Origin of the sequence: Sphingomonas sp. (assembly GCF_964263785.1) — a bacterium.
Classification (GTDB): Bacteria; Pseudomonadota; Alphaproteobacteria; order Sphingomonadales; family Sphingomonadaceae; genus Sphingomonas.
Map to the genome: position 1 here is coordinate 1 of NZ_CAXVWL010000075.1, position 17204 is coordinate 17204.

A 17204-nucleotide genomic window follows, 5' to 3' on the forward strand; every position below is an offset into this window, starting at 1 on the left:
CGCCGCGGCATACAACCTTCAGCTGCTCGCCCGGCAGGCTGCGCCGGCCTGATACGCGGCGTATCCTCCGGTGGCCGGCGTCACCAGCCATCCGCCACGCCGGTTTCGCGCAGACCTTTTTCAACGGTCTCGGTAGTTTGCAGAAGCATGCCGCAGCTTTGCGGAAAATCGTTCTCCAGCGTCCGGCCGCTATTCCCTGCCGCGGGTGTCGCTCGACCGCAGCGTCGTTGATCCGCTAAGCTTCGCCCATTGCCTCCATCTCGTCCGTGGTCAGCAGCACCCGTTCGGGCCGCGCCACCTCGTGCGGCACGGTATCCCGGTCGATCTCCAGCAGCGGCTGGATCAGCCCGTCGCGGATGTCGTAGACCCAGCCGTGGATCCACAATTCCTGACCCCGCGCGAAGGCGTCGCGGATCGTCTGCGTCTGCGCCAGCTTCACCGCCTGGTCGCGGACGTTGCATTCGACCAGTCGGTTGACCCTGGCCTCCTCGGTCGTCTGCGCGTCGATCTCCTCGGCATGCGCGTCGCGCACCGCGCGCGCATTCGCCAGCCATGCGTGGACCGGTCCCTCGGTGCCACCCGACAGCGCCGCCTTGACCCCGCCGCAACCATGGTGCCCGCACACGATCACGTGGCGCACCCCCAGCACGTCGACCGCATATTGCAGCACCGACATCAGGTTCAGATCGTCGTCGTTCACCAGATTGGCGACGTTGCGGTGGATGAACATGCCACCCGGCGGCGACATCGTCATCTGTTCTGGGCTGACGCGGCTGTCCGAACAGCCGATCCACAGGAACTCGGGGCGCTGGCCGACGCTCTGGCGCGAGAAGAAGTCGTGCCTTTCCTCGGTCAGCTCGGCCGACCATGCCTTGTTGGCGAGCAGCAGCTGCTTGTATTGCTTCATGCGAAACGAACCCCGGTGGTGGGCGCCTGGATCAGCGGTGCGCTGCGTTCGGCGACGTCGCCGCGCACCGTCACGCCGATGCCGCGATAGGCGGCGCCCTTGATGAAGGCGTTGATGATGTCGACGTTGTCGAGATCGACGTAGCTCGTCGACGAAAGGTCGATCAGCAGGTCGGCGCCGTCGGGCACTTGCGCCAGCTTCTTCTGCAGCTCGTACTTGTGGATGAAGTACAGGTTGCGCCGTGCGCGGACCAGGCAGTCGCTGCCGTCACACGCGAAGGTGATCGCGGTGCGGAAGTTACGCGCGACCACGAACACGAAGCCGACTGCCAGCCCGATCACGATCCCCTCCAGCAGGTCGGTGAACAGGATCGCCGCGACCGTCACCACGAACGGCACGAACTGCGTCCAGCCCTGCTTGTAGCGTTCGGTGAACAGCTTGGGCTTGGTCAGCTTGTACCCCGTCGCGATCAGCACCGCGGCGAGCGCGGCGAGCGGGATGAGGTTCAGCACGGTCGGGATCAGCGCGACGCTCAGCAGCAGCCAGCCGCCGTGCAGCATCGTCGACGCCTTGCTCTCCGCCCCCGAATCGACGTTGGCCGACGATCGCACGATCACCGACGTCACCGGCAGCCCGCCGATCAGCCCCGATACGATGTTGCCGGTGCCCTGCGCCATCAGCTCGCGGTTCTTGTCGGTCGTCCGGCGGCGCGGGTCGAGCTCGTCGACCGCCTTGACGCTCAGCAGCGATTCCAGGCTGGCGACGATCGCCAGCGTCGCCGCGGTCGTCCACACCACGGATGTGCCGATCGCCGAGAAATCGGGCAGCGAGAACAGCGAGGGGAAGCGCGCGAGGCTGTCGACCACCGGCACCTGAACCAGGTGCGTCGCGCCGAGCTGCCAATCCGGCCGGATCGCGCCCAGCAGCAGATTGCCCACCACGCCGATGACGACGACCACCAGCGGCCCCGGCACGAAGCGGAGTGCGCCCTCCTTCGGCCGCGCCGCATCCCACCAGAACAGGAACGCCAGGCTCACCGCGCCGATCAGCACCGCGCCCGGCGTCAGGCTGCCGGTCAGGCTGGTCCACAGCGTCGAGAACGTGTTGTTGCCGTCCGAGCCCCAGAATTCGAAACTGCCCTCGAAATCGCCGTCGTAGCCGACCGCGTGCGGGATCTGCTTCAGGATCAGGATAATGCCGATCGCCGCGAGCATGCCGGTGATCACCGAAGAGGGCACGAACTCGGCCAGGATGCCTGCCCGCGTCGCCGAAAAGGCGAGCTGGAGGACGCCCGCGAGCATCACCGACAAAGTGAAGACCTGGAACGAGGGCATGCTCTCGATCGCCGCGAGCACGATCACCGTCAGGCCGGCGGCGGGACCGCTGACCGACAGCGGCGACTTCGACAGCGCGCCGACGACCACCCCGCCGACGATGCCTGCGATCAGCCCCGCGAACAGCGGCGCTCCCGAGGCGAGCGCGACGCCGAGACACAGGGGCAGCGCGACGAGCGCAACGACGATCGACGCCGGCAGATCGGCGCGTATGGAGGACAGGCGGGCAGGGGAGGTCGGCATCAGGGCTCCTTCGCGATGATGTCGGCTTCGCGTACGAAGATGACGGTAACATGACAGATATGTCATCTTCGCAGATGCACAACCCTTTTTTCCGGGACGATCGGAAGATAGCCGCGAGCCGTAGGCGGCGATCGGGCGCTTAGCGGTTGCCCGGCTCGTCCGATCGCCTATCTGGGGCGGCTATGGCCCGCACGCCCACACGAACGACCGATTGGGGCTTCCCGCGCTGGCGCGGCTACGGCGCGGACAGCGCGGCGATCACGGTGCGCCTGTGCGACCGCCACGGCTGCACCGAACGCGGCGACTGCCCCGCACCCAAGTCCCCCAACAGCCCCGAACGCTGGTATTTCTGCTCCACTCACGCGGGCGAGTACAACCGCGGCTGGAACTATTTCGAAGGGCTCGACGCCGAGGAAGCCGCGCGCCGCGAGGCGTCCGAAACCGGCGAGGGCGCTGCTTACGCAGCCTCCAGCCATTATGCCTGGGGCGGCCCGGGCGACGGCACGCGCTCACGCGACGAGATGCGCGCGCTCGATATCCTGGGGCTCGAGAGCGACGCCGACTTCGAGAGCGTGCGCAGCGCCTGGCGCCGCATGGCCAAGGCCAACCACCCCGATGTCCGCCCCGGCGACGCCGACGCCGCGACCAAGTTTCAGGCGGTGCAGGCGGCGTACGAGGTCCTGCGCGCCGCCGAGGATGCGCGCACCTGGCGGCCCCGATGAAGGATCACGTCCGCAGCGACTGGTCGGGCGCGATCCTGGTCTGCGGCAAATGCTCGAAGAAGGCGGGAGGCAAGTCGCTCGCCAAGGCGTTGCGTCGCGAACTCGGCGCCGGCAAGGGCCGCCGCGCTGCGCTCGGGGTGGTCGAAACCAAATGCCTCGGCGTCTGCCCGAAGCGGGGGATCGTAGTGATCGACACCGCAGCGCCTGGCCGCTGGCACATCGTCCCCGCCGACGCGACCGCGGCGGACTTGGCTGAGCGCCTTGAACGGACCGTATCGCCACCCCGTTCGCCCTGAGCGAAGTCGAAGGGCACTTACCGGGCGATGGGCTTCGACGTCGCCGGCACGAACGCAAACGGGACAACGTCCGTTAGGTATAGCGCGCCGCGGTCTCCCGGATCAGCGCGATCATGTTCGGAATGCCCTGCGTCCGCTTGGAGGTCAGGTGCCGGTCGAGCGCGAAGCGCCGCAGCGTTCCCTCCATATCCGTTGCAAGGACGTCCTCGGGGCTATGATCCTGCACCGTAGCCAGCACGAGAGCGACGACACCCTTGGTCAGTTCGGACGTGCTGTCGGCCAGGAAGTGGAGTCGGCCCGTCTTGGATTCCGTCGGATAAAGCCACACTGATGAAGAGCACCCCGGCACCCGCGTAACATCGGCCTTAAGAGCGTCGGGCATCGGCTCCAGTGCGCGCCCCAATTCGACGATCATCCTGATGCGGTCTTCGAAGTCGAGAAAGTCGTATTCGTCGTGAAGTTCGTCGATGGTCGCCATGTCGGCGCGGTAGAGCCTTCTACCGCCGCCGACAACGTCGTCCTACAAATCCACGCCCGCCGCGATCGCCTCCAGCTTCCTGATCCGCTCGCGCAAATCCGCGATCTCGATCCGCGCGCCCGCGCTCGGCACCGCGGCCTGCGACTCGTGCCCCTGAACCAGCGCCTCGCGCTTCAAGGCAAGCCAGCCGCGCCAGCCGGACAGTCCGGCGACCGTCACCATCCCCAACCCGGCAAGCCCCGCGCCCGCCATCGTCACGTAGAAGTCCAGGTTGCTCATGGCCCGCCTCCCTAGCGATCGCGCAGCCGCTCGATCTCGCGATCGAGGTCGATGCTGCCGTGGTTGTCGGTGACGACGCGCTCCAGCACGGCGATCCGCTCCTTCATCTGACGGACCTCGTCGCGCAGCCGCTGGGCTTCGCCGGCATCGGCGCCGCCGAACTGGCCGCGCATCCATTCCACCATCTGCTCGCGATTGCCGAAGCCGCGGCGACGCGAACTCAGGACCTTGCCGATCGTCGCGATCAACACGATCAGGACGACCATCGTGGTGCCGTTCATCGTCGTACGCTCCCTTTATGATTGTGTTCCGGTCAGTCGACCGCGTGCCTAATTGACCGAACTGGCATCGCGCAGCCGCTCGATCGTGTCGGACAGGTTGCCGCCGCGATCGGTCGCGATCCGCTCCAGCACACGCATCCTTTGCTCCAGCCGCTCGGTATGGGCGGCATATTGCGCCGCCTTCTCCGCGGTCTGGGCGTTGAGCGCCTGCGCCATCACCTCCTTGTGCCGCAGCCAGCCCTTGAACATCTCGCTGCCGATGCCGAGCACCACGATCGCAAAGACGATCAGCGCCAGGATGCCGATCAGTTCGGCATTCATCGCGACGAATTCGGTCATCGTTTGCCTCCCTGGCGATCAGTTGAGCGGGGTCGGGGCAGGGCGCTCGTCGCGCAACCGGTCGATCTCGTCCGACAGGTCGATGCCCTTGTCGGTGACGATCCGCTCCAGCACCCGTACCCGCTGCTCGAGTCGCTCGGTCTGCGCCGCATATTGCGCAGCCTTTTCGGCGACCATCGAAGCCTCCAGCTCCATCCGCCGCTCCTTCAGCTTCATCCAGGGGCGGACGAACACACCCCCGAAGATGGCGAGCAGTCCGCAGCAGATGCCGAGGATAGGGATCAGGATAGGGTCCATTTTCGTTCCTTTCTCAGCGGTCGCGCAGCGCGTCGATGGCGCGAGCCGTGCGATCGGCGGGATCGGTGGCAATGCGCTCCAGCACCGAGATCCGCTCCTCCAGCCGCCCGACCTGTCCATTCAAGCGCTCGTTCTCGCTGGTCAGCAATGCAACCTTTCGCTCCGCGTCGGGCTCGCGACTGATGTTGCGGCCCCAATCGTCGCTGATCGAATATCCGTGCTTGGCGCGGATCCAGTTGTTGATCAGCCAGCAGCCCATCGAAATGGCGACGATCGCGAGCACGAAGAACGGTCCACCGAAATTCATCTTCATTCTCCCTTGGGCTCCCGCGTCTCAGCGCAGGCTGTCGATCTCGTCGGCGAGCCGGCTGTTGCGGCTGGTGTAGTGCAGCTCCATGTCGGCGAGCCGGCGATCGACATCGCGCAGCTTGGAGCGGACCTCGGCGCTTGATCGCTTGGGATTGGAGCGCACGCCCTGCCAGAATTTGGCGTCGCCGGCGTCCTGGTACAGGTCCACCGGCTTGACCGGCGCCAGCCAGGCGGCGGCGACATAGGCCAGGATCACCCACCCGCTTGTGGCGAAGGCCAGGACCACCGCCAGCACGCGGACCAGCGTGACGTCGAGCCCGCTATAATCAGCAATTCCCGAACACACGCCTTTGAACTTGGCATTGGACTTGTCGAGGTAGAATTTGGTGCGGCTGGCAGGCATCTCAGTTGCTCCGGCTCGGGTTGCGATCGATCTGATAGGTCGGCTGCGGCGTGCTCAGCCCCGGCTTCCAGTCCGGGTTGTCGGCGGCGACGATCCGCTCGACGGTCATCAGCCGGTCTTCGAGACGACGCGCGAGATTGTACATCTCGTCGAGCATCTTCTCGTCTTCCTCGGTGATCTTGGGCGCCTGCTTCCACTTGGTGATGTAGTGCATGATCACCCAGGGCATGCCGATGAAGATCGCCGGGATGACGGTCATGGGAACGATAACGTCTTCCATCTCAACCCTCCCCATTCTTGTTCAGCCGGGCTTTGAGCGCAGCCAGTTCGGCGTCGACCCGGTCGCTGGCACGCAGCTCGGCGATTTCCTCCTCAAGCGTCTTCGGCAGCGCCAGGCCCATCGCCTCGGCGCGGCCCTCGGCCTCGTCGGCGCGGCGTTCCAGCACGTCGAAGCGGCTGAACGCGTCCTGCGTCTTCGCGCCCGCATACATGTCGCGCAGGCGGAAGCGATTGTTGGCGGTCTCCATTCGCGTCTGGACGCTCGCCTGCTTGGTCCGCGCCTCGCGCAGCTTGGTCTGCAGCTTGGCGATGTCCTCCTCCGACGCACGCAGCGCATCGTCCAGCACGCCGACTTCGGCCTTGAGCTGATCGACCATGTCCACCGCCTTCTGCCGCTCGACCAGCGCCGCCTTGGCCAGGTCCTCGCGGTCCTTTGACAGCGCCAGCTCGGCCTTTTCGGTCCAGTTGGCCTGAAGGTTCTCCAGCTTGGAGACATGCCGCCGCATCTCCTTCTGGTCCGCGATCGTCCGCGCAGCGGATGCGCGGACCTCGACCAGCGTCTCCTCCATTTCGAGGATGATCATGCGGATCATCTTCGCGGGGTCTTCCGCCTTGTCGAGCAGCTCGGCCATGTTGGCGGCGACGATGTCGCGGGTTCGGGAGAAAATGCCCATCGGATACTCCTGGATGGCGGTAAAGGCGGCTTTGGGAAGCTGGATCATGCCGTCAGGCGGGCCCCGGCCGCAACCGGAGAAACGGCCGGTCCGGCAGCGGGCCCGACCGCCGCGATCACTGCGGTGGCGCTGAAGACGATCGTGCAGGCGATGGCGGCGACGGTGCGGGCGATGTCGGTGCTGAACATGGAAACCTCCTGATGAACCTTGTGGACCGCCGCAGCGGCGGGATGCACAGTGCTTTGCAGGCAGCGTGCCAGTTTTGATTGCTCAAGCATTACCGACACTTAGCCAAAAGACGCCGGGCCGCCGTTTCGCGGGACTTGCCAACAGTCGGGATTTTGCGCCAACCGTCGGGGCATGGAGCGCGCCAGCCAGGTCATCGGTCAGTCCGGGGTCTTCCTCGACACGCTGGAGCGCGCCAGCCGCGCCGCCGCGCTCGACCGCCCCGTCCTCGTGATCGGCGAGCGCGGGACCGGCAAGGAACTGGTCGCCGAACGCCTCCACCGGCTCTCCCCGCGCTGGGATCAGCCGCTCGTCATCATGAATTGCGCGGCGCTTCCCGAGGCGCTGATCGAGGCAGAGCTGTTCGGCCACGAATCGGGTGCGTTCACCGGCGCGACCAAGGCACGGACCGGTCGCTTCGAGGAGGCGGACGGCGGCACATTGTTTCTCGACGAGCTCGGCACGCTGTCGATGGCGGCGCAGGACCGGCTGCTGCGCGCGGTCGAGTACGGCGAGATCACCCGCATCGGCTCCTCGCGCCCGATCCGCGTCGACGTCCGCATCGTCGCCGCGACCAACGAGCATCTGCCCGACAAGGTCGACCGCCACGAGTTTCGCGCCGACCTGCTCGACCGGCTATCGTTCGTGGTCGTGACCTTGCCCCCCTTGCGCGCGCGATCGGGTGATATCCTCGTGCTCGCCGACCATTTCGGCCGGCGGATGGCAGCGGAGATCGGCTGGGAACGCTGGCCCGGTTTCGGCCCCGCCGCGCTCGATGCGCTGACCGGGCATCGCTGGCCCGGCACCGTCCGCGAACTGCGCAACGTCGTCGAGCGCGCGGTATATCGGTGGGATGGCGACGGCCCCGTAGACGCGATCGAACTCGATCCCTTCCAATCGCCCTACCGTCCTCGGTCTCAGGCGGCCGCGGCGGTCAAGCCTGCAGAGCCCGAGCCCCCGGGCAACGACGACGAAGTCACCGCGTGCGAGGTCGGCCCATCCGACTTCAAGTCCCGCGTAGCCCGCTTCGAACGCGAGCTGCTCGCTTGCGCCTTGGCCGAAAATCGCTTCAACCAGCGCCAGACCGCCGACTCGCTCGGCCTCAGCTACGACCAGCTCCGCCACGCGCTGCGCCGCCACGACTTGATAGCGGCGGACGGCAAGGGGACGGTTGCGTAACGAACGCGGGGGAGCCATTTGACAGGCGCGAGCGTTTGAGACGCGACCAATTCAAAGGAGAACCGCAATGGCCTTCGAACTTCCCCCGCTCCCATACGCCTACGATGCGTTGGAACCGACGATCTCCAAGGAGACGATGACGTTCCACCACGACAAGCACCACTCCGCCTACACCGCCAAGCTGAACGAGGGCGTCGACAAGGACCCGGCGCTGGCGGGCAAGTCGATCGAGGATATCCTCGGCATGATCTCGTCGCAGCCGCCGCTGGTTCGCAACAACGGCGGCGGGTATTGGAACCACGATTTTTTCTGGAAGACGATGAAGCAGGACGGCGGCGCGCCGTCGGGCAAGCTGGCCGAGGCGATCGATCGCGACTTCGGTGGCCTCGACAAGCTCAAGGAAGAGTTCAACACCAAGGGCGCTGGGCAATTCGGCTCAGGCTGGGCCTGGCTGATCGCCGATGCGAACGGCAAGCTGAAGGTGACGAGCACGCCGAACCAGGACAACCCGCTGATGGACGACGCCAAGGAGCCGGGCACCCCGCTGCTCGGCAACGACGTCTGGGAACATGCCTATTACCTGACCTACATGAACGACCGGCCGGGCTATCTGAAGGCGTGGTGGGACGTGGTCGACTGGGACACGGTCGGCCAGCGGTACGAGGCGGTGGCGGGCTGAGCGCAGTTTCGAATAGATCGTCAACCCGGGCTTGACCCGGGGTCCCGCTTCTTCTTGCCCCACGGTAGAAAAAGAGGCGGGGCCCCGGCTCAGGGCCGAGGCGACGGGAGGATTTGAACCCAGTCGCGTGTCACTCCACCGGCGGCTCCGGCACATCCCCCGACTCCAACCCATGCCGCATCAGCATCGGCACGTTGGCGAAGGCGAACAGCAGGGTCAGCGGGATCGCGCCCCACAATTTGAACCCCGCCCAGAACGACAGATCGTCGGTCGGCAACGGCGCGGTCGTCCGCCAGACCGCTTCGTTCAGCGCCGCCATCGCCACGAAGAAGATCGCCCAGTTGCGCGTGACCTTGCGCCAGCCGGTTGCGGTCAGGCCGGGATAGGCGGACCCGAGCAGCCCCTGCAACAGTGGCCGTCCGGTCGCCAGCCCGAAGCCGAGCACCGCCGCCAGGCTGAGATAGACTATCGTCGGCTTCATCTTGATGAAATTGGGATTCTGGAAATAGATCGTCAGCCCGCCGAACACCACGACCAGCGCGCCCGAGATCAACAGCATCGGCGATACCGATCCCGTCTTCACCTTCGACACCGCAATCGCGATCACCGTGGCGATCATGAAGGCCGTGGTCGCGACGATGACGCGGGCGATGACGATCGCCCCGGCCTGGTCGATCGCGGGCAGGAACCCGGTCGTGCTCGCCACCAGCCGCATCATCGGCACGCCCGGCGCCAGCAGGTTGACCGCGAAGAACACGAGCAGCGGCCCGTAGTCGATCGCCATGCGCAGCGCGGGGGAGTGGCTGGTCGTTTTCGGCGAGGTCGTCACGCTTCAATCCCGTTCGTGCTGAGCGAATTCGAAGCACATGGCCCCAAACGACACGTCCGCGGCGCGGGGCAGGGCCCTACGACTTCGCTTAGGGCGAACGGCACCATCGAGCCGCTCACTTCCCCACCCCTTCCACACCCGCAATGATCCGGCTCACCTCGCGCGCATCGAAGGGCCGCAGGTCGGTCATCCCTTCGCCGAGCCCGATCGCATGGATCGGTAGGCCGAACCGCTCCGCCGCGGCCACGAGCACACCGCCGCGCGCGGTGCCGTCGAGCTTGGTCATCACCAGCCCGGTCACGCCCGCGACATCGCGGAACACCTCGATCTGGTTCAGCGCATTCTGCCCGGTCGTCGCGTCGAGCACGAGCACGACGTCGTGCGGCGATTCGGGATTGATCCGCCCGAGCACCTTGCGGATCTTGGCCAGCTCATCCATCAGCTCGCGCTTGTTCTGCAGCCGTCCCGCCGTGTCGACGATCAGCACGTCGATCCCGGTCGCGGTGGCCTGCTTGACCGCCTCATAGACGATCCCCGCCGCGTCGCCGCCCTCCTTGCCCGACACGATGGGCACGCCCACGCGCTGGGCCCAGGTCGCCAGCTGCCCGATCGCCGCCGCACGAAAAGTGTCGCCCGCCGCCAGCATCACCCCGTAATCCTGCTCCATGAACAGATGCGCCAGCTTGGCGATCGTCGTCGTCTTGCCCGATCCGTTGACCCCGATGACCAGGATCACCTGCGGCCGCGGAAAGGCCTCGATCTCCAGGGGACGCGCGACGGATGCCAGCACCTTCTCGACCTCCTCGGCCACCACCAGCCGGATGCCGAGCTCCTCCATGTTGCGCTCGAAGCTGCCCTCGCCGAGCCGCCGCCGGATGTGCCCCGCGGTCGCGGGCCCCAGGTCCGACGCGATCAGCGCCTCCTCGACGTCGTCGAGCGTCGCGTCGTCGAGCCGCCCGGTACCGAGCCCCGCCAGATTGCCGACCAATCGGTCCGACGTGCGTTTGAAGCCGCCGAGCAGCTTGTCGTGCCACGATGTGCTCATACGATCATGCCTTCGAGAAAGGTGCCGGTCGCGGCGGTCACGCGCACGCGCTGGATGGAACGGGGCGGGGCGGAAGGCAGCCGCACCTCGGCGAAACCGGCGGCATGGCCCCGGTCGCCCGAACGCTCGACCAGCACCGCTTGCTCGCTCCCGATCAGCGATGCCAGCCAGTCCCGCCGGCGCGCATTTCCCGCCGCGCGCAACCGCGCCGCCCGCTCGCGCACCACGTCGGGCGCGACCTGCGGCATCCGCGCGGCGGGCGTTCCCGCGCGCGGCGAATAGGGAAAGACGTGCGGGTGGACGACGTCGCAATCGTCGAGGATCGCCAGCGTGTCCGCGAACATCGCTGCGTCCTCGGTCGGGAAGCCCGCGATCAGGTCCGCCCCGATCGCCACGTCTCGCTTTGCCTTGACCCGTGCGACCAGCGCGATCGCGTCCGCGCGCGTGTGGCGCCGCTTCATCCGCTTGAGGATCATGTCGCTCCCCGCCTGCAACGAAAGGTGGAGATGCGGCATGACCCGCGGTTCGCCGGTGACCAGATCGAACAACCGGTCGTCGATCTCGACCGCATCGAGCGACGAGAGCCGTAGCCGCTCCAGCGCCGGCACATGGGTGAGAATGCGCTCGACCAGCGACCCGAGCGCCGGCGTCCCCGGCAGGTCGCTGCCATAGCTCGTCACGTCGACCCCGGTCAGCACCACCTCGCGGTGGCCCGCATCGACCAGTGCCGCGATCCGCTCGATCACCGCCCCCGCGGGCACCGATCGGCTCGCACCCCGCCCGAACGGGATCGCGCAGAAGGTGCAACGGTGGTCGCAGCCGTTCTGCACCTCGACGAACGCACGCGCATGGCCTGCGAAGGCGGGGGAGGCCGCGGCGACGGCGCCCCAGTTGGCAGGTGCCAGCTTGTCCAGATTGCCGACTATGCGCGTCACCTCGGGCATCGCCGCGAAGCCAGCCGGATCGATCTGCGCCGCGCATCCGGTGACGACGATCTCCGCGTCCGGCCGCCGCCGCCGCACGCGCCGGATCGCGACACGCGTTTCGCGCACCGCCGCGTTGGTCACCGCGCAGCTGTTGACCACGACGATGTCGCGCCCCGCGATGAGCGCGCGGATCGTCTCGCTTTCGGCGATGTTCAGTCTGCACCCGAGCGTCACCACCTCGGGCCCGGCGGCCAAGTCCATGCCCGCGATCTAGGGACCGCGCACGCCGGTGTCCACGTCAGCCCGCCAGACGCCGCCCGATCGTCTCGCCCGAGAAGCGCAGCAGCCGCCGCTCGGCGAGCAATTGCCGTGCCTTGGCAACGGGCAGGGGGCGGCCGTAGTGATAGCCCTGGCCCTTGGCGCAACCCAGCGCGCGCAATCGCTCCTCGATCGCCTTGTCCTCGATCCCCTCGGCGGTGCAGGGCAGGTTCAAACTGTCGCCGAGCCGCGCGATCGTGTTGACGATGGCGGCACTTTCGGCGTTGCCGACGATCGTCTGCACGAAGCTCTTGTCGATCTTGATCCGGTCGAACGGCAGCGCGCGCAGATGCGCCAGGCTGGAGTAGCCGGTACCGAAATCGTCGAGCGCGATGCGAATGCCCTGGTTCTTCAGGCTCCCGCAGATCGACTGCGCCAGCGCCAGGTTGTCGAACAGCGAACTCTCGGTGATCTCCACCTCCAGCCGGTGCGCGGGGAACCCCGTCTCGGTCAGTGTCTTGATGATCTTCTGCGCCAGCCACGCGTCGCGCAACTGGGTCGGCGAGATGTTGACCGACAGCGTCAGCGATCCGTCCCAGTCGCGCGCGGCGGCGAACGCCTGGCGCATGATCGACAGCGACAGCTCGCCGATCATGCCCGATTCCTCGGCGATCGGAATGAACTGGTCGGGGCCAATCAGCCCGCGCGTGGGATGTTCCCAGCGCGCCAGCACCTCGAAACCGCTGAGCTTGCCGGTGACCAGGTCGACCTGCTGCTCGAAATAGGGAACGATCTGCAGATCGGGAATGGCGCTGCGCAGGCCGTTCTCCAAGTCGTTGCGCACCTGCAGCGCGCGCTCCATCGCCGGATCGAACCACGCGAACCGCCCGCGGCCCGCGCGCTTGGCCGCGAACATCGCGATGTCGGCGGCGCGCAGCAATGCATCGCCCGAGGCACAATCGAAATCCGACCGCGCGATGCCGACCGAGGCGCTGAGATGGATGGTGATCGTGTCGAGCCTGAACGGCTGCGCGAGGCGCGCCACCAGCTTTTCGGCCAGACGCACGACCACGTCCGGATGGCCTGCGTCGAACAGCAGGCCGCAGGCGAATTCGTCGCTTCCCAGCCGCGCGGCGAGCGCCCCACTAGGCAACAAAGCGGCGATCTCGACCGCGACCGCGCGCAGCAGCAGATCGCCGACGGCGACGCCGTGCATGTCGTTGACCGATTTGAAGTGGTCCAGGTCGATGAACAGCATCGCCACCGCCTTGTTGCGCGTGCGTGCACGGGCGAGCATCGTCGCGCTGTCCTCGGACAGGCTGCGGCGATTGAGGAACCCGGTCAGCGGATCGCGCGACGCCAGCTGGTTGGCGCGCTCGTCCGCATCGCCCAATTGCACCAGCGTCCGGCTCAACACCTGATGGCGATGCCGGGCGAAGACAATGATGGCGACGTTGAGCAGCATCGCGATCAGCAACGTGCGGTCGACCGCGCCGCCACCACGCGCTTGCGCCACCAGCGTCGCCGCAACGCTGCCGCCGGTGGCGACGAACATCAGCAGCGACGTGCCGACGATCGCGCCGGTCACAAACGCGCCGCGCGTTCCCAGCATGGCCCGGCGTTCGGCATTCGGCGCAACGTCCATCCGGTCCTTCTCCGTCACTGCAGCGCGGTGCCACGGCGCGGGTGTAGAAGTGGTAAACGTCTGCCGGTGTGTCTGCGCAGCTCGGACTTATGCGGTTTGCGTCGCGGCGGTCGCTCCCAGTTTCAGGCCGAGAGCGTCGACCACCTTGAACAGCGTCTCCAGCGTCGGGTTGGAGTCCTCGGCAAGCGCTGCATACAGCGTGGTGCGATTGATGCCCGTCGCCGTCGCGACGCTGCTCATGCCCTTGGCACGCGCGATCGTGTTGAGCACGTGCGCGACAAGGCGGCGATCACCCGTGGCCAGCGCTTCGGAGAGCATTTCCGCCTGAATGTCGACATCGCCCAGATGGGCTGCCGGATCGAACGGCGTTGTGGAAATACGGGTCATGGTCGGCCTCCTTTTGCCGGATGTTCAACCTTCCGCAGCGTGGATCACCGCGGCCAACGCCTGAGCGGCGGCGATATCACGGGCTTGGGTGCCCTTGTCTCCGCCACCCAGCAGAACGATCAGCGTTTCGCCACGACGCGTAAAATAGACGCGATATCCCGGACCCGTGTGGATGCGCATTTCCGACACGCGGCGACCAACCGACCTGACGTCCGGGAAATGGTCTGCTTGCGCGTATGCGATGAGCTTCGCAATCTGCTTCTTGGCCGTCTCATCACGCAGGCCGTCGAACCACCCGGAGAATGCACGGGTCTGTTCGATCCTGTTCATGCGCTCTTGTAGCAGCCGCGGCAAAGCGCGTCTATTAAAAGAGACAACATCTTGCGATCCGCGTCCTTGCAGTAAGTGTCGATGTCGGCTAGGGCCGAATCACGTTTCCGTTCACCGGAGGCAGAAGTTCCAAGCGCCCTCGGGCGCCCGCTGGCCGGCGAGGTTTCGCCCGCCGGCGCTTTTGCGTTTGGGGACATGTCCGAGGTCAGGCTTATGTTCGACAGTCTCAGCGATCGGCTCGGCGGCGTCTTCGACCGCCTTCGCGGTCGCGGCGCGCTGACCGAAGCCGACGTCCGCACCGCGATGCGCGAGGTTCGCGTCGCGCTGCTCGAAGCCGATGTCGCGCTGCCGGTTGCGCGCAAGTTCGTGGACGAGGTTACCGAACAGGCGATCGGCCAGAACGTCCTGCGCTCGATCACCCCGGGGCAGCAGGTCGTCAAGATCGTTCACGACGCGCTCGTCGCGATGCTCGGCGCCGACGAAAGCGAGCTTTTGCTCGACGTCACCCCGCCCGCGGTCGTGATGATGGTCGGGCTCCAGGGCTCGGGCAAGACCACGACCACCGCCAAGATCGCCAAGCGGCTGGCCCGAGGTCATGGGGGGCGTCAGGGCAAGAAGGTGCTGATGGCGTCGCTCGACGTCAACCGCCCCAACGCGCAGGAACAGCTCGCGACACTGGGTACGCAGGGCGAGATCGCGACGCTCCCGATCGTCGCGGGCCAGCAGCCGGTCGAGATCGCGCGCCGGGCGATGCAGGCGGCGAAGCTCCAGGGCTACGACGTCCTGATGCTCGACACCGCCGGGCGCCTGCATGTCGACCAGGCGCTGATGGACGAGATGAAGGCCGTTGCCGACATCGCGCGGCCACAGGAAATCCTCCTCGTCGTCGATGCGCTGACCGGTCAGGACGCGGTGAACGTCGCGCAGAATTTCTCCGAGCAGGTGCCGCTGACCGGCGTCGTCCTCACCCGCATGGATGGCGATGCGCGCGGCGGCGCGGCGCTGTCGATGCGCGCGGTCACCGGCAAGCCGATCAAGTTCGCAGGCACCGGCGAGAAGATGGACGCGCTGGAGGCGTTCCATCCGGACCGGGTCGCCGGTCGCATCCTCGGCATGGGCGACGTGGTCTCCCTGGTCGAGCGCGCCGCGGAGTCGATCCAGCAGGACGACGCCGAGCGGATGGCCGCCAAGATGGCGCAGGGCAAGTTCGACATGAACGACCTGCGCGCGCAGCTGGCGCAGATGGGGCGGATGGGCGGCGTCGGTGCGCTCGCGGGGATGATTCCCGGTCTCAAGAAGGCGCAGGCGGCGATGGCGAACGTCCCCGGCGGCGACAAGATGCTGACCCACATGGACGCCATGATCGGATCGATGACGGTGAAGGAGCGGGTCAAGCCCGAGCTCATCAACGCCAAGCGCAAGATCCGCATCGCCAAGGGCTCGGGCACGACGGTGCAGGAGGTCAACAAGCTTCTGAAGATGCACCAGGAAATGGCCACCATGATGAAGAAGCTCAAGAAGATGGGAGGCCTCAAGGGCATGATGTCGATGCTCGGCAAGGGCGGCATGGGTGGATTGGGCAATGCGCTCGGCGGTGCCGGCATGGGCGATTTCATGAACAAGGCGGGCGGGGGCCTCCCCGGCCTCGGTGGCGGTGGCGCTACCCCGCAACTCCCTCCCGGTTTCGAGAATCTTCTCAAGAAAAAGTAACAACGACCTTAGAACGAAGGAATATATATTATGGCCATCAGCATTCGCCTGTCGCGCGGCGGCTCCAAGAAGCGTCCCTATTACCGCATCGTCGTCGCCGACGCGCGCTCCCCGCGTGACGGCAAGTTCATCGAGAAGATCGGCAACTACAACCCGCTGCTCGGCAAGGACGACGAAAAGCGCGTCGTGCTCGACGCCGATCGCGCCAAGCATTGGCTGTCGGTCGGCGCGCAGCCGACCGACCGCGTCGCGCGCTTCCTCGACGTCGCTGGCGTCCGCGAGCGTGCCTCGCGCGAGAACCCCAACAAGGGCAAGCCCGGTGAAAAGGCGACCGAGCGTGCCGAGGAGCGCGCCGAGAAGCTCAAGGCACAGCAGGACGCCGAGGCCGAGGCGGTGATCGCGACCGACGTCGAGGCCGCAACCGAGACACCCACCGCAGAGGGCGAGCAGGTCGCCGACGCCACCGCCGAGCAGTAGGCATCGAATGGCATCGTCGTGCGTTTTCCGGGGCCAGTCTCCAGGAGCGCATGACGATGCCCGATACCCAACACGCCGACCCAGCGTTTCCCGATCCCAGGACCCAGCGCGATGACGACGAAGACGCCACCAACCACGGCGTCTCCGCCCAAGAGCCCGCCGAAGGCGCCGACGACAACGCCACCCCGGGCTCGCCCAGCGGGTGAGGTCGTCCTGGCGGTCGTGATCGGTGCGCACGGCATCGCAGGCGAAGTGCGGCTGAAGGTCTTCGCCGACGACATCGCACCCTATCGCAGCTTCAATGCAGGCGCGCTGACCCTCAAGTCGGTGCGTCACGGCGGCAACGGCACGATCGCGCGCTTCGCCGAAGTCGCCGATCGCAACGCCGCCGAGGCCGTGCGCGGCACCGAGCTGACGGTGCCGCGCGACCTCCTGCCACCGCTCGGCGAGGACGAATATTATCACGCCGACCTGATCGGCCTGCCCGCGGTCTCGATCGATGGCACGCCGTTCGGCCACGTCGTCGCGGTCGAGAATTTCGGAGCGGGCGACGTGATCGAGATCGAGCGCGAAGGCGGCAAACGCTTCATGGTCCCGATGCGTCCCGAAGCGGTGCCGGACTGGAATACCGAACGGCTGGTGATCGACGCCGCATTCGTGGATGCCTAGTTGT

At 66.8% G+C, this 17204-nt stretch carries 26 protein-coding genes; 8 read left to right on the forward strand and 18 right to left on the reverse strand.

The genetic code is table 11. The annotated features are described in order from the left end of the window. Positions 1 to 235 precede the first annotated feature (235 nt). Positions 236 to 907: a carbonic anhydrase gene (locus ACE5C1_RS10215; protein ID WP_374943971.1), complete on the reverse strand. Its 672-nt coding sequence runs from the start codon at positions 905 to 907 to the stop codon at positions 236 to 238. After that, positions 904 to 2484 carry a SulP family inorganic anion transporter gene (locus ACE5C1_RS10220; protein ID WP_374943972.1) on the reverse strand — a complete coding sequence of 527 codons (1581 nt, stop codon included), beginning with the start codon at positions 2482 to 2484 and terminating at the stop codon, positions 904 to 906. Before ACE5C1_RS10220 ends, ACE5C1_RS10215 begins: the two co-directional genes overlap by 4 nt. Positions 2485 to 2666: 182 nt before the next feature. Between ACE5C1_RS10220 and ACE5C1_RS10225 the strand changes: the two genes are divergently transcribed. Both ACE5C1_RS10225 and ACE5C1_RS10230 read left to right on the forward strand, forming a co-directional pair. Beyond that, a complete protein-coding gene (locus tag ACE5C1_RS10225; protein ID WP_374943973.1) occupies positions 2667 to 3206 on the forward strand; it encodes a J domain-containing protein in 540 nt (179 codons plus the stop codon). Further along, a complete protein-coding gene (locus ACE5C1_RS10230) occupies positions 3203 to 3502 on the forward strand; it encodes a (2Fe-2S) ferredoxin domain-containing protein (RefSeq protein WP_374943974.1) in 300 nt (99 codons plus the stop codon). The genes ACE5C1_RS10225 and ACE5C1_RS10230 overlap by 4 nt, the downstream gene beginning before the upstream one ends. Positions 3503 to 3575: 73 nt before the next feature. Here the strand turns inward: ACE5C1_RS10230 and ACE5C1_RS10235 are convergent, their stop codons facing one another. From ACE5C1_RS10235 to ACE5C1_RS10280, 10 genes are read right to left on the reverse strand one after another with little or no spacing between them, the layout of a single operon-like run. Beyond that, positions 3576 to 3980, reverse strand: a complete 405-nt coding sequence (locus tag ACE5C1_RS10235; protein WP_374943975.1) for a SufE family protein — start codon at positions 3978 to 3980, stop codon at positions 3576 to 3578. Between the two features lie 42 nt (positions 3981 to 4022). Then, on the reverse strand, positions 4023 to 4259 hold the full coding sequence (locus ACE5C1_RS10240) for a hypothetical protein (RefSeq protein WP_374943976.1): 237 nt from the start codon (positions 4257 to 4259) through the stop codon (positions 4023 to 4025). An 11-nt stretch (positions 4260 to 4270) separates the two neighbouring features. Then, positions 4271 to 4540 (reverse strand): hypothetical protein, encoded by a 270-nt coding sequence (locus ACE5C1_RS10245; protein WP_374943977.1) that lies wholly within the window; start codon positions 4538 to 4540, stop codon positions 4271 to 4273. Between the two features lie 48 nt (positions 4541 to 4588). Then, positions 4589 to 4879 carry a hypothetical protein gene (locus tag ACE5C1_RS10250; protein ID WP_374943978.1) on the reverse strand — a complete coding sequence of 97 codons (291 nt, stop codon included), beginning with the start codon at positions 4877 to 4879 and terminating at the stop codon, positions 4589 to 4591. Between the two features lie 18 nt (positions 4880 to 4897). After that, complete coding sequence (locus ACE5C1_RS10255) at positions 4898 to 5176, reverse strand: hypothetical protein (protein ID WP_374943979.1); 279 nt, start codon at positions 5174 to 5176, stop codon at positions 4898 to 4900. A 13-nt stretch (positions 5177 to 5189) separates the two neighbouring features. Further along, entirely contained in the window at positions 5190 to 5483 is a 294-nt protein-coding gene (locus ACE5C1_RS10260) for a hypothetical protein (protein ID WP_374943980.1), read from the reverse strand. Between the two features lie 27 nt (positions 5484 to 5510). After that, complete coding sequence (gene pspC / locus ACE5C1_RS10265) at positions 5511 to 5888, reverse strand: envelope stress response membrane protein PspC (protein WP_374943981.1); 378 nt, start codon at positions 5886 to 5888, stop codon at positions 5511 to 5513. A gap of 1 nt (position 5889) precedes the next feature. Continuing rightward, entirely contained in the window at positions 5890 to 6168 is a 279-nt protein-coding gene (gene pspB, locus ACE5C1_RS10270) for an envelope stress response membrane protein PspB (RefSeq protein ID WP_374943982.1), read from the reverse strand. 1 nt (position 6169) lies between these two features. Then, entirely contained in the window at positions 6170 to 6841 is a 672-nt protein-coding gene (gene pspA / locus ACE5C1_RS10275) for a phage shock protein PspA (RefSeq protein ID WP_374944035.1), read from the reverse strand. Between the two features lie 44 nt (positions 6842 to 6885). Beyond that, complete coding sequence (locus ACE5C1_RS10280) at positions 6886 to 7029, reverse strand: hypothetical protein (protein ID WP_374943983.1); 144 nt, start codon at positions 7027 to 7029, stop codon at positions 6886 to 6888. A 172-nt stretch (positions 7030 to 7201) separates the two neighbouring features. On the opposite strand from ACE5C1_RS10280, the gene pspF reads away from it, so the two are divergent. Beyond that, positions 7202 to 8245: a phage shock protein operon transcriptional activator gene (gene pspF / locus ACE5C1_RS10285; protein ID WP_374943984.1), complete on the forward strand. Its 1044-nt coding sequence runs from the start codon at positions 7202 to 7204 to the stop codon at positions 8243 to 8245. A gap of 67 nt (positions 8246 to 8312) precedes the next feature. After that, the gene (locus tag ACE5C1_RS10290; protein WP_374943985.1) at positions 8313 to 8924 is read left to right on the forward strand and encodes a superoxide dismutase; all 612 of its coding nucleotides are present in this window, start codon (positions 8313 to 8315) and stop codon (positions 8922 to 8924) included. 130 nt (positions 8925 to 9054) lie between these two features. Here the strand turns inward: ACE5C1_RS10290 and ACE5C1_RS10295 are convergent, their stop codons facing one another. The 6 genes from ACE5C1_RS10295 to ACE5C1_RS10320 all read right to left on the reverse strand — a co-directional run bounded on the left by ACE5C1_RS10295 (position 9055) and on the right by ACE5C1_RS10320 (position 14344). Further along, a complete protein-coding gene (locus tag ACE5C1_RS10295; RefSeq protein ID WP_374944036.1) occupies positions 9055 to 9708 on the reverse strand; it encodes an inner membrane-spanning protein YciB in 654 nt (217 codons plus the stop codon). Between the two features lie 160 nt (positions 9709 to 9868). Beyond that, a complete protein-coding gene (gene ftsY / locus ACE5C1_RS10300; protein WP_374943986.1) occupies positions 9869 to 10798 on the reverse strand; it encodes a signal recognition particle-docking protein FtsY in 930 nt (309 codons plus the stop codon). Continuing rightward, positions 10795 to 11985, reverse strand: coding sequence for a MiaB/RimO family radical SAM methylthiotransferase (locus tag ACE5C1_RS10305; RefSeq protein ID WP_374943987.1), 1191 nt, complete (start codon positions 11983 to 11985; stop codon positions 10795 to 10797). The genes ftsY and ACE5C1_RS10305 overlap by 4 nt, the downstream gene beginning before the upstream one ends. 37 nt (positions 11986 to 12022) lie before the next feature. Continuing rightward, on the reverse strand, positions 12023 to 13594 hold the full coding sequence (locus tag ACE5C1_RS10310) for a putative bifunctional diguanylate cyclase/phosphodiesterase (RefSeq protein WP_374943988.1): 1572 nt from the start codon (positions 13592 to 13594) through the stop codon (positions 12023 to 12025). A gap of 120 nt (positions 13595 to 13714) precedes the next feature. Then, entirely contained in the window at positions 13715 to 14014 is a 300-nt protein-coding gene (locus tag ACE5C1_RS10315) for an addiction module antidote protein (RefSeq protein ID WP_374943989.1), read from the reverse strand. A gap of 24 nt (positions 14015 to 14038) precedes the next feature. Then, positions 14039 to 14344: a type II toxin-antitoxin system RelE/ParE family toxin gene (locus tag ACE5C1_RS10320; protein ID WP_374943990.1), complete on the reverse strand. Its 306-nt coding sequence runs from the start codon at positions 14342 to 14344 to the stop codon at positions 14039 to 14041. A 213-nt stretch (positions 14345 to 14557) separates the two neighbouring features. Between ACE5C1_RS10320 and ffh the strand changes: the two genes are divergently transcribed. From ffh to rimM, 4 genes are read left to right on the forward strand one after another with little or no spacing between them, the layout of a single operon-like run. Then, positions 14558 to 16054 carry a signal recognition particle protein gene (gene ffh / locus ACE5C1_RS10325; RefSeq protein ID WP_374943991.1) on the forward strand — a complete coding sequence of 499 codons (1497 nt, stop codon included), beginning with the start codon at positions 14558 to 14560 and terminating at the stop codon, positions 16052 to 16054. A 30-nt stretch (positions 16055 to 16084) separates the two neighbouring features. Further along, a complete protein-coding gene (rpsP, locus tag ACE5C1_RS10330) occupies positions 16085 to 16531 on the forward strand; it encodes a 30S ribosomal protein S16 (RefSeq protein ID WP_374943992.1) in 447 nt (148 codons plus the stop codon). A 56-nt stretch (positions 16532 to 16587) separates the two neighbouring features. Continuing rightward, positions 16588 to 16737: a hypothetical protein gene (locus ACE5C1_RS10335; RefSeq protein WP_374944040.1), complete on the forward strand. Its 150-nt coding sequence runs from the start codon at positions 16588 to 16590 to the stop codon at positions 16735 to 16737. 7 nt (positions 16738 to 16744) lie between these two features. Continuing rightward, complete coding sequence (rimM, locus tag ACE5C1_RS10340) at positions 16745 to 17200, forward strand: ribosome maturation factor RimM (protein ID WP_374944037.1); 456 nt, start codon at positions 16745 to 16747, stop codon at positions 17198 to 17200. Positions 17201 to 17204 lie beyond the last annotated feature (4 nt).

Excerpts from the sequence above, each read along its gene's own strand:
- ACE5C1_RS10215 (WP_374943971.1), bottom strand. The coding sequence starts at position 907 with ATGAAGCAATACAAGCAGCTGCTGCTCGCCAACAAGGCATGGTCGGCC.
- ACE5C1_RS10220 (WP_374943972.1), bottom strand. The coding sequence starts at position 2,484 with ATGCCGACCTCCCCTGCCCGCCTGTCCTCCATACGCGCCGATCTGCCG.
- ACE5C1_RS10225 (WP_374943973.1), top strand. The coding sequence starts at position 2,667 with ATGGCCCGCACGCCCACACGAACGACCGATTGGGGCTTCCCGCGCTGG.
- ACE5C1_RS10230 (WP_374943974.1), top strand. The coding sequence starts at position 3,203 with ATGAAGGATCACGTCCGCAGCGACTGGTCGGGCGCGATCCTGGTCTGC.
- ACE5C1_RS10235 (WP_374943975.1), bottom strand. The coding sequence starts at position 3,980 with ATGGCGACCATCGACGAACTTCACGACGAATACGACTTTCTCGACTTC.
- ACE5C1_RS10240 (WP_374943976.1), bottom strand. The coding sequence starts at position 4,259 with ATGAGCAACCTGGACTTCTACGTGACGATGGCGGGCGCGGGGCTTGCC.
- ACE5C1_RS10245 (WP_374943977.1), bottom strand. The coding sequence starts at position 4,540 with ATGAACGGCACCACGATGGTCGTCCTGATCGTGTTGATCGCGACGATC.
- ACE5C1_RS10250 (WP_374943978.1), bottom strand. The coding sequence starts at position 4,879 with ATGACCGAATTCGTCGCGATGAATGCCGAACTGATCGGCATCCTGGCG.
- ACE5C1_RS10255 (WP_374943979.1), bottom strand. The coding sequence starts at position 5,176 with ATGGACCCTATCCTGATCCCTATCCTCGGCATCTGCTGCGGACTGCTC.
- ACE5C1_RS10260 (WP_374943980.1), bottom strand. The coding sequence starts at position 5,483 with ATGAATTTCGGTGGACCGTTCTTCGTGCTCGCGATCGTCGCCATTTCG.
- pspC (WP_374943981.1), bottom strand. The coding sequence starts at position 5,888 with ATGCCTGCCAGCCGCACCAAATTCTACCTCGACAAGTCCAATGCCAAG.
- pspB (WP_374943982.1), bottom strand. The coding sequence starts at position 6,168 with ATGGAAGACGTTATCGTTCCCATGACCGTCATCCCGGCGATCTTCATC.
- pspA (WP_374944035.1), bottom strand. The coding sequence starts at position 6,841 with ATGGGCATTTTCTCCCGAACCCGCGACATCGTCGCCGCCAACATGGCC.
- ACE5C1_RS10280 (WP_374943983.1), bottom strand. The coding sequence starts at position 7,029 with ATGTTCAGCACCGACATCGCCCGCACCGTCGCCGCCATCGCCTGCACG.
- pspF (WP_374943984.1), top strand. The coding sequence starts at position 7,202 with ATGGAGCGCGCCAGCCAGGTCATCGGTCAGTCCGGGGTCTTCCTCGAC.
- ACE5C1_RS10290 (WP_374943985.1), top strand. The coding sequence starts at position 8,313 with ATGGCCTTCGAACTTCCCCCGCTCCCATACGCCTACGATGCGTTGGAA.
- ACE5C1_RS10295 (WP_374944036.1), bottom strand. The coding sequence starts at position 9,708 with ATGGCGATCGACTACGGGCCGCTGCTCGTGTTCTTCGCGGTCAACCTG.
- ftsY (WP_374943986.1), bottom strand. The coding sequence starts at position 10,798 with ATGAGCACATCGTGGCACGACAAGCTGCTCGGCGGCTTCAAACGCACG.
- ACE5C1_RS10305 (WP_374943987.1), bottom strand. The coding sequence starts at position 11,985 with ATGGACTTGGCCGCCGGGCCCGAGGTGGTGACGCTCGGGTGCAGACTG.
- ACE5C1_RS10310 (WP_374943988.1), bottom strand. The coding sequence starts at position 13,594 with ATGCTGGGAACGCGCGGCGCGTTTGTGACCGGCGCGATCGTCGGCACG.
- ACE5C1_RS10315 (WP_374943989.1), bottom strand. The coding sequence starts at position 14,014 with ATGACCCGTATTTCCACAACGCCGTTCGATCCGGCAGCCCATCTGGGC.
- ACE5C1_RS10320 (WP_374943990.1), bottom strand. The coding sequence starts at position 14,344 with ATGAACAGGATCGAACAGACCCGTGCATTCTCCGGGTGGTTCGACGGC.
- ffh (WP_374943991.1), top strand. The coding sequence starts at position 14,558 with ATGTTCGACAGTCTCAGCGATCGGCTCGGCGGCGTCTTCGACCGCCTT.
- rpsP (WP_374943992.1), top strand. The coding sequence starts at position 16,085 with ATGGCCATCAGCATTCGCCTGTCGCGCGGCGGCTCCAAGAAGCGTCCC.
- ACE5C1_RS10335 (WP_374944040.1), top strand. The coding sequence starts at position 16,588 with ATGCCCGATACCCAACACGCCGACCCAGCGTTTCCCGATCCCAGGACC.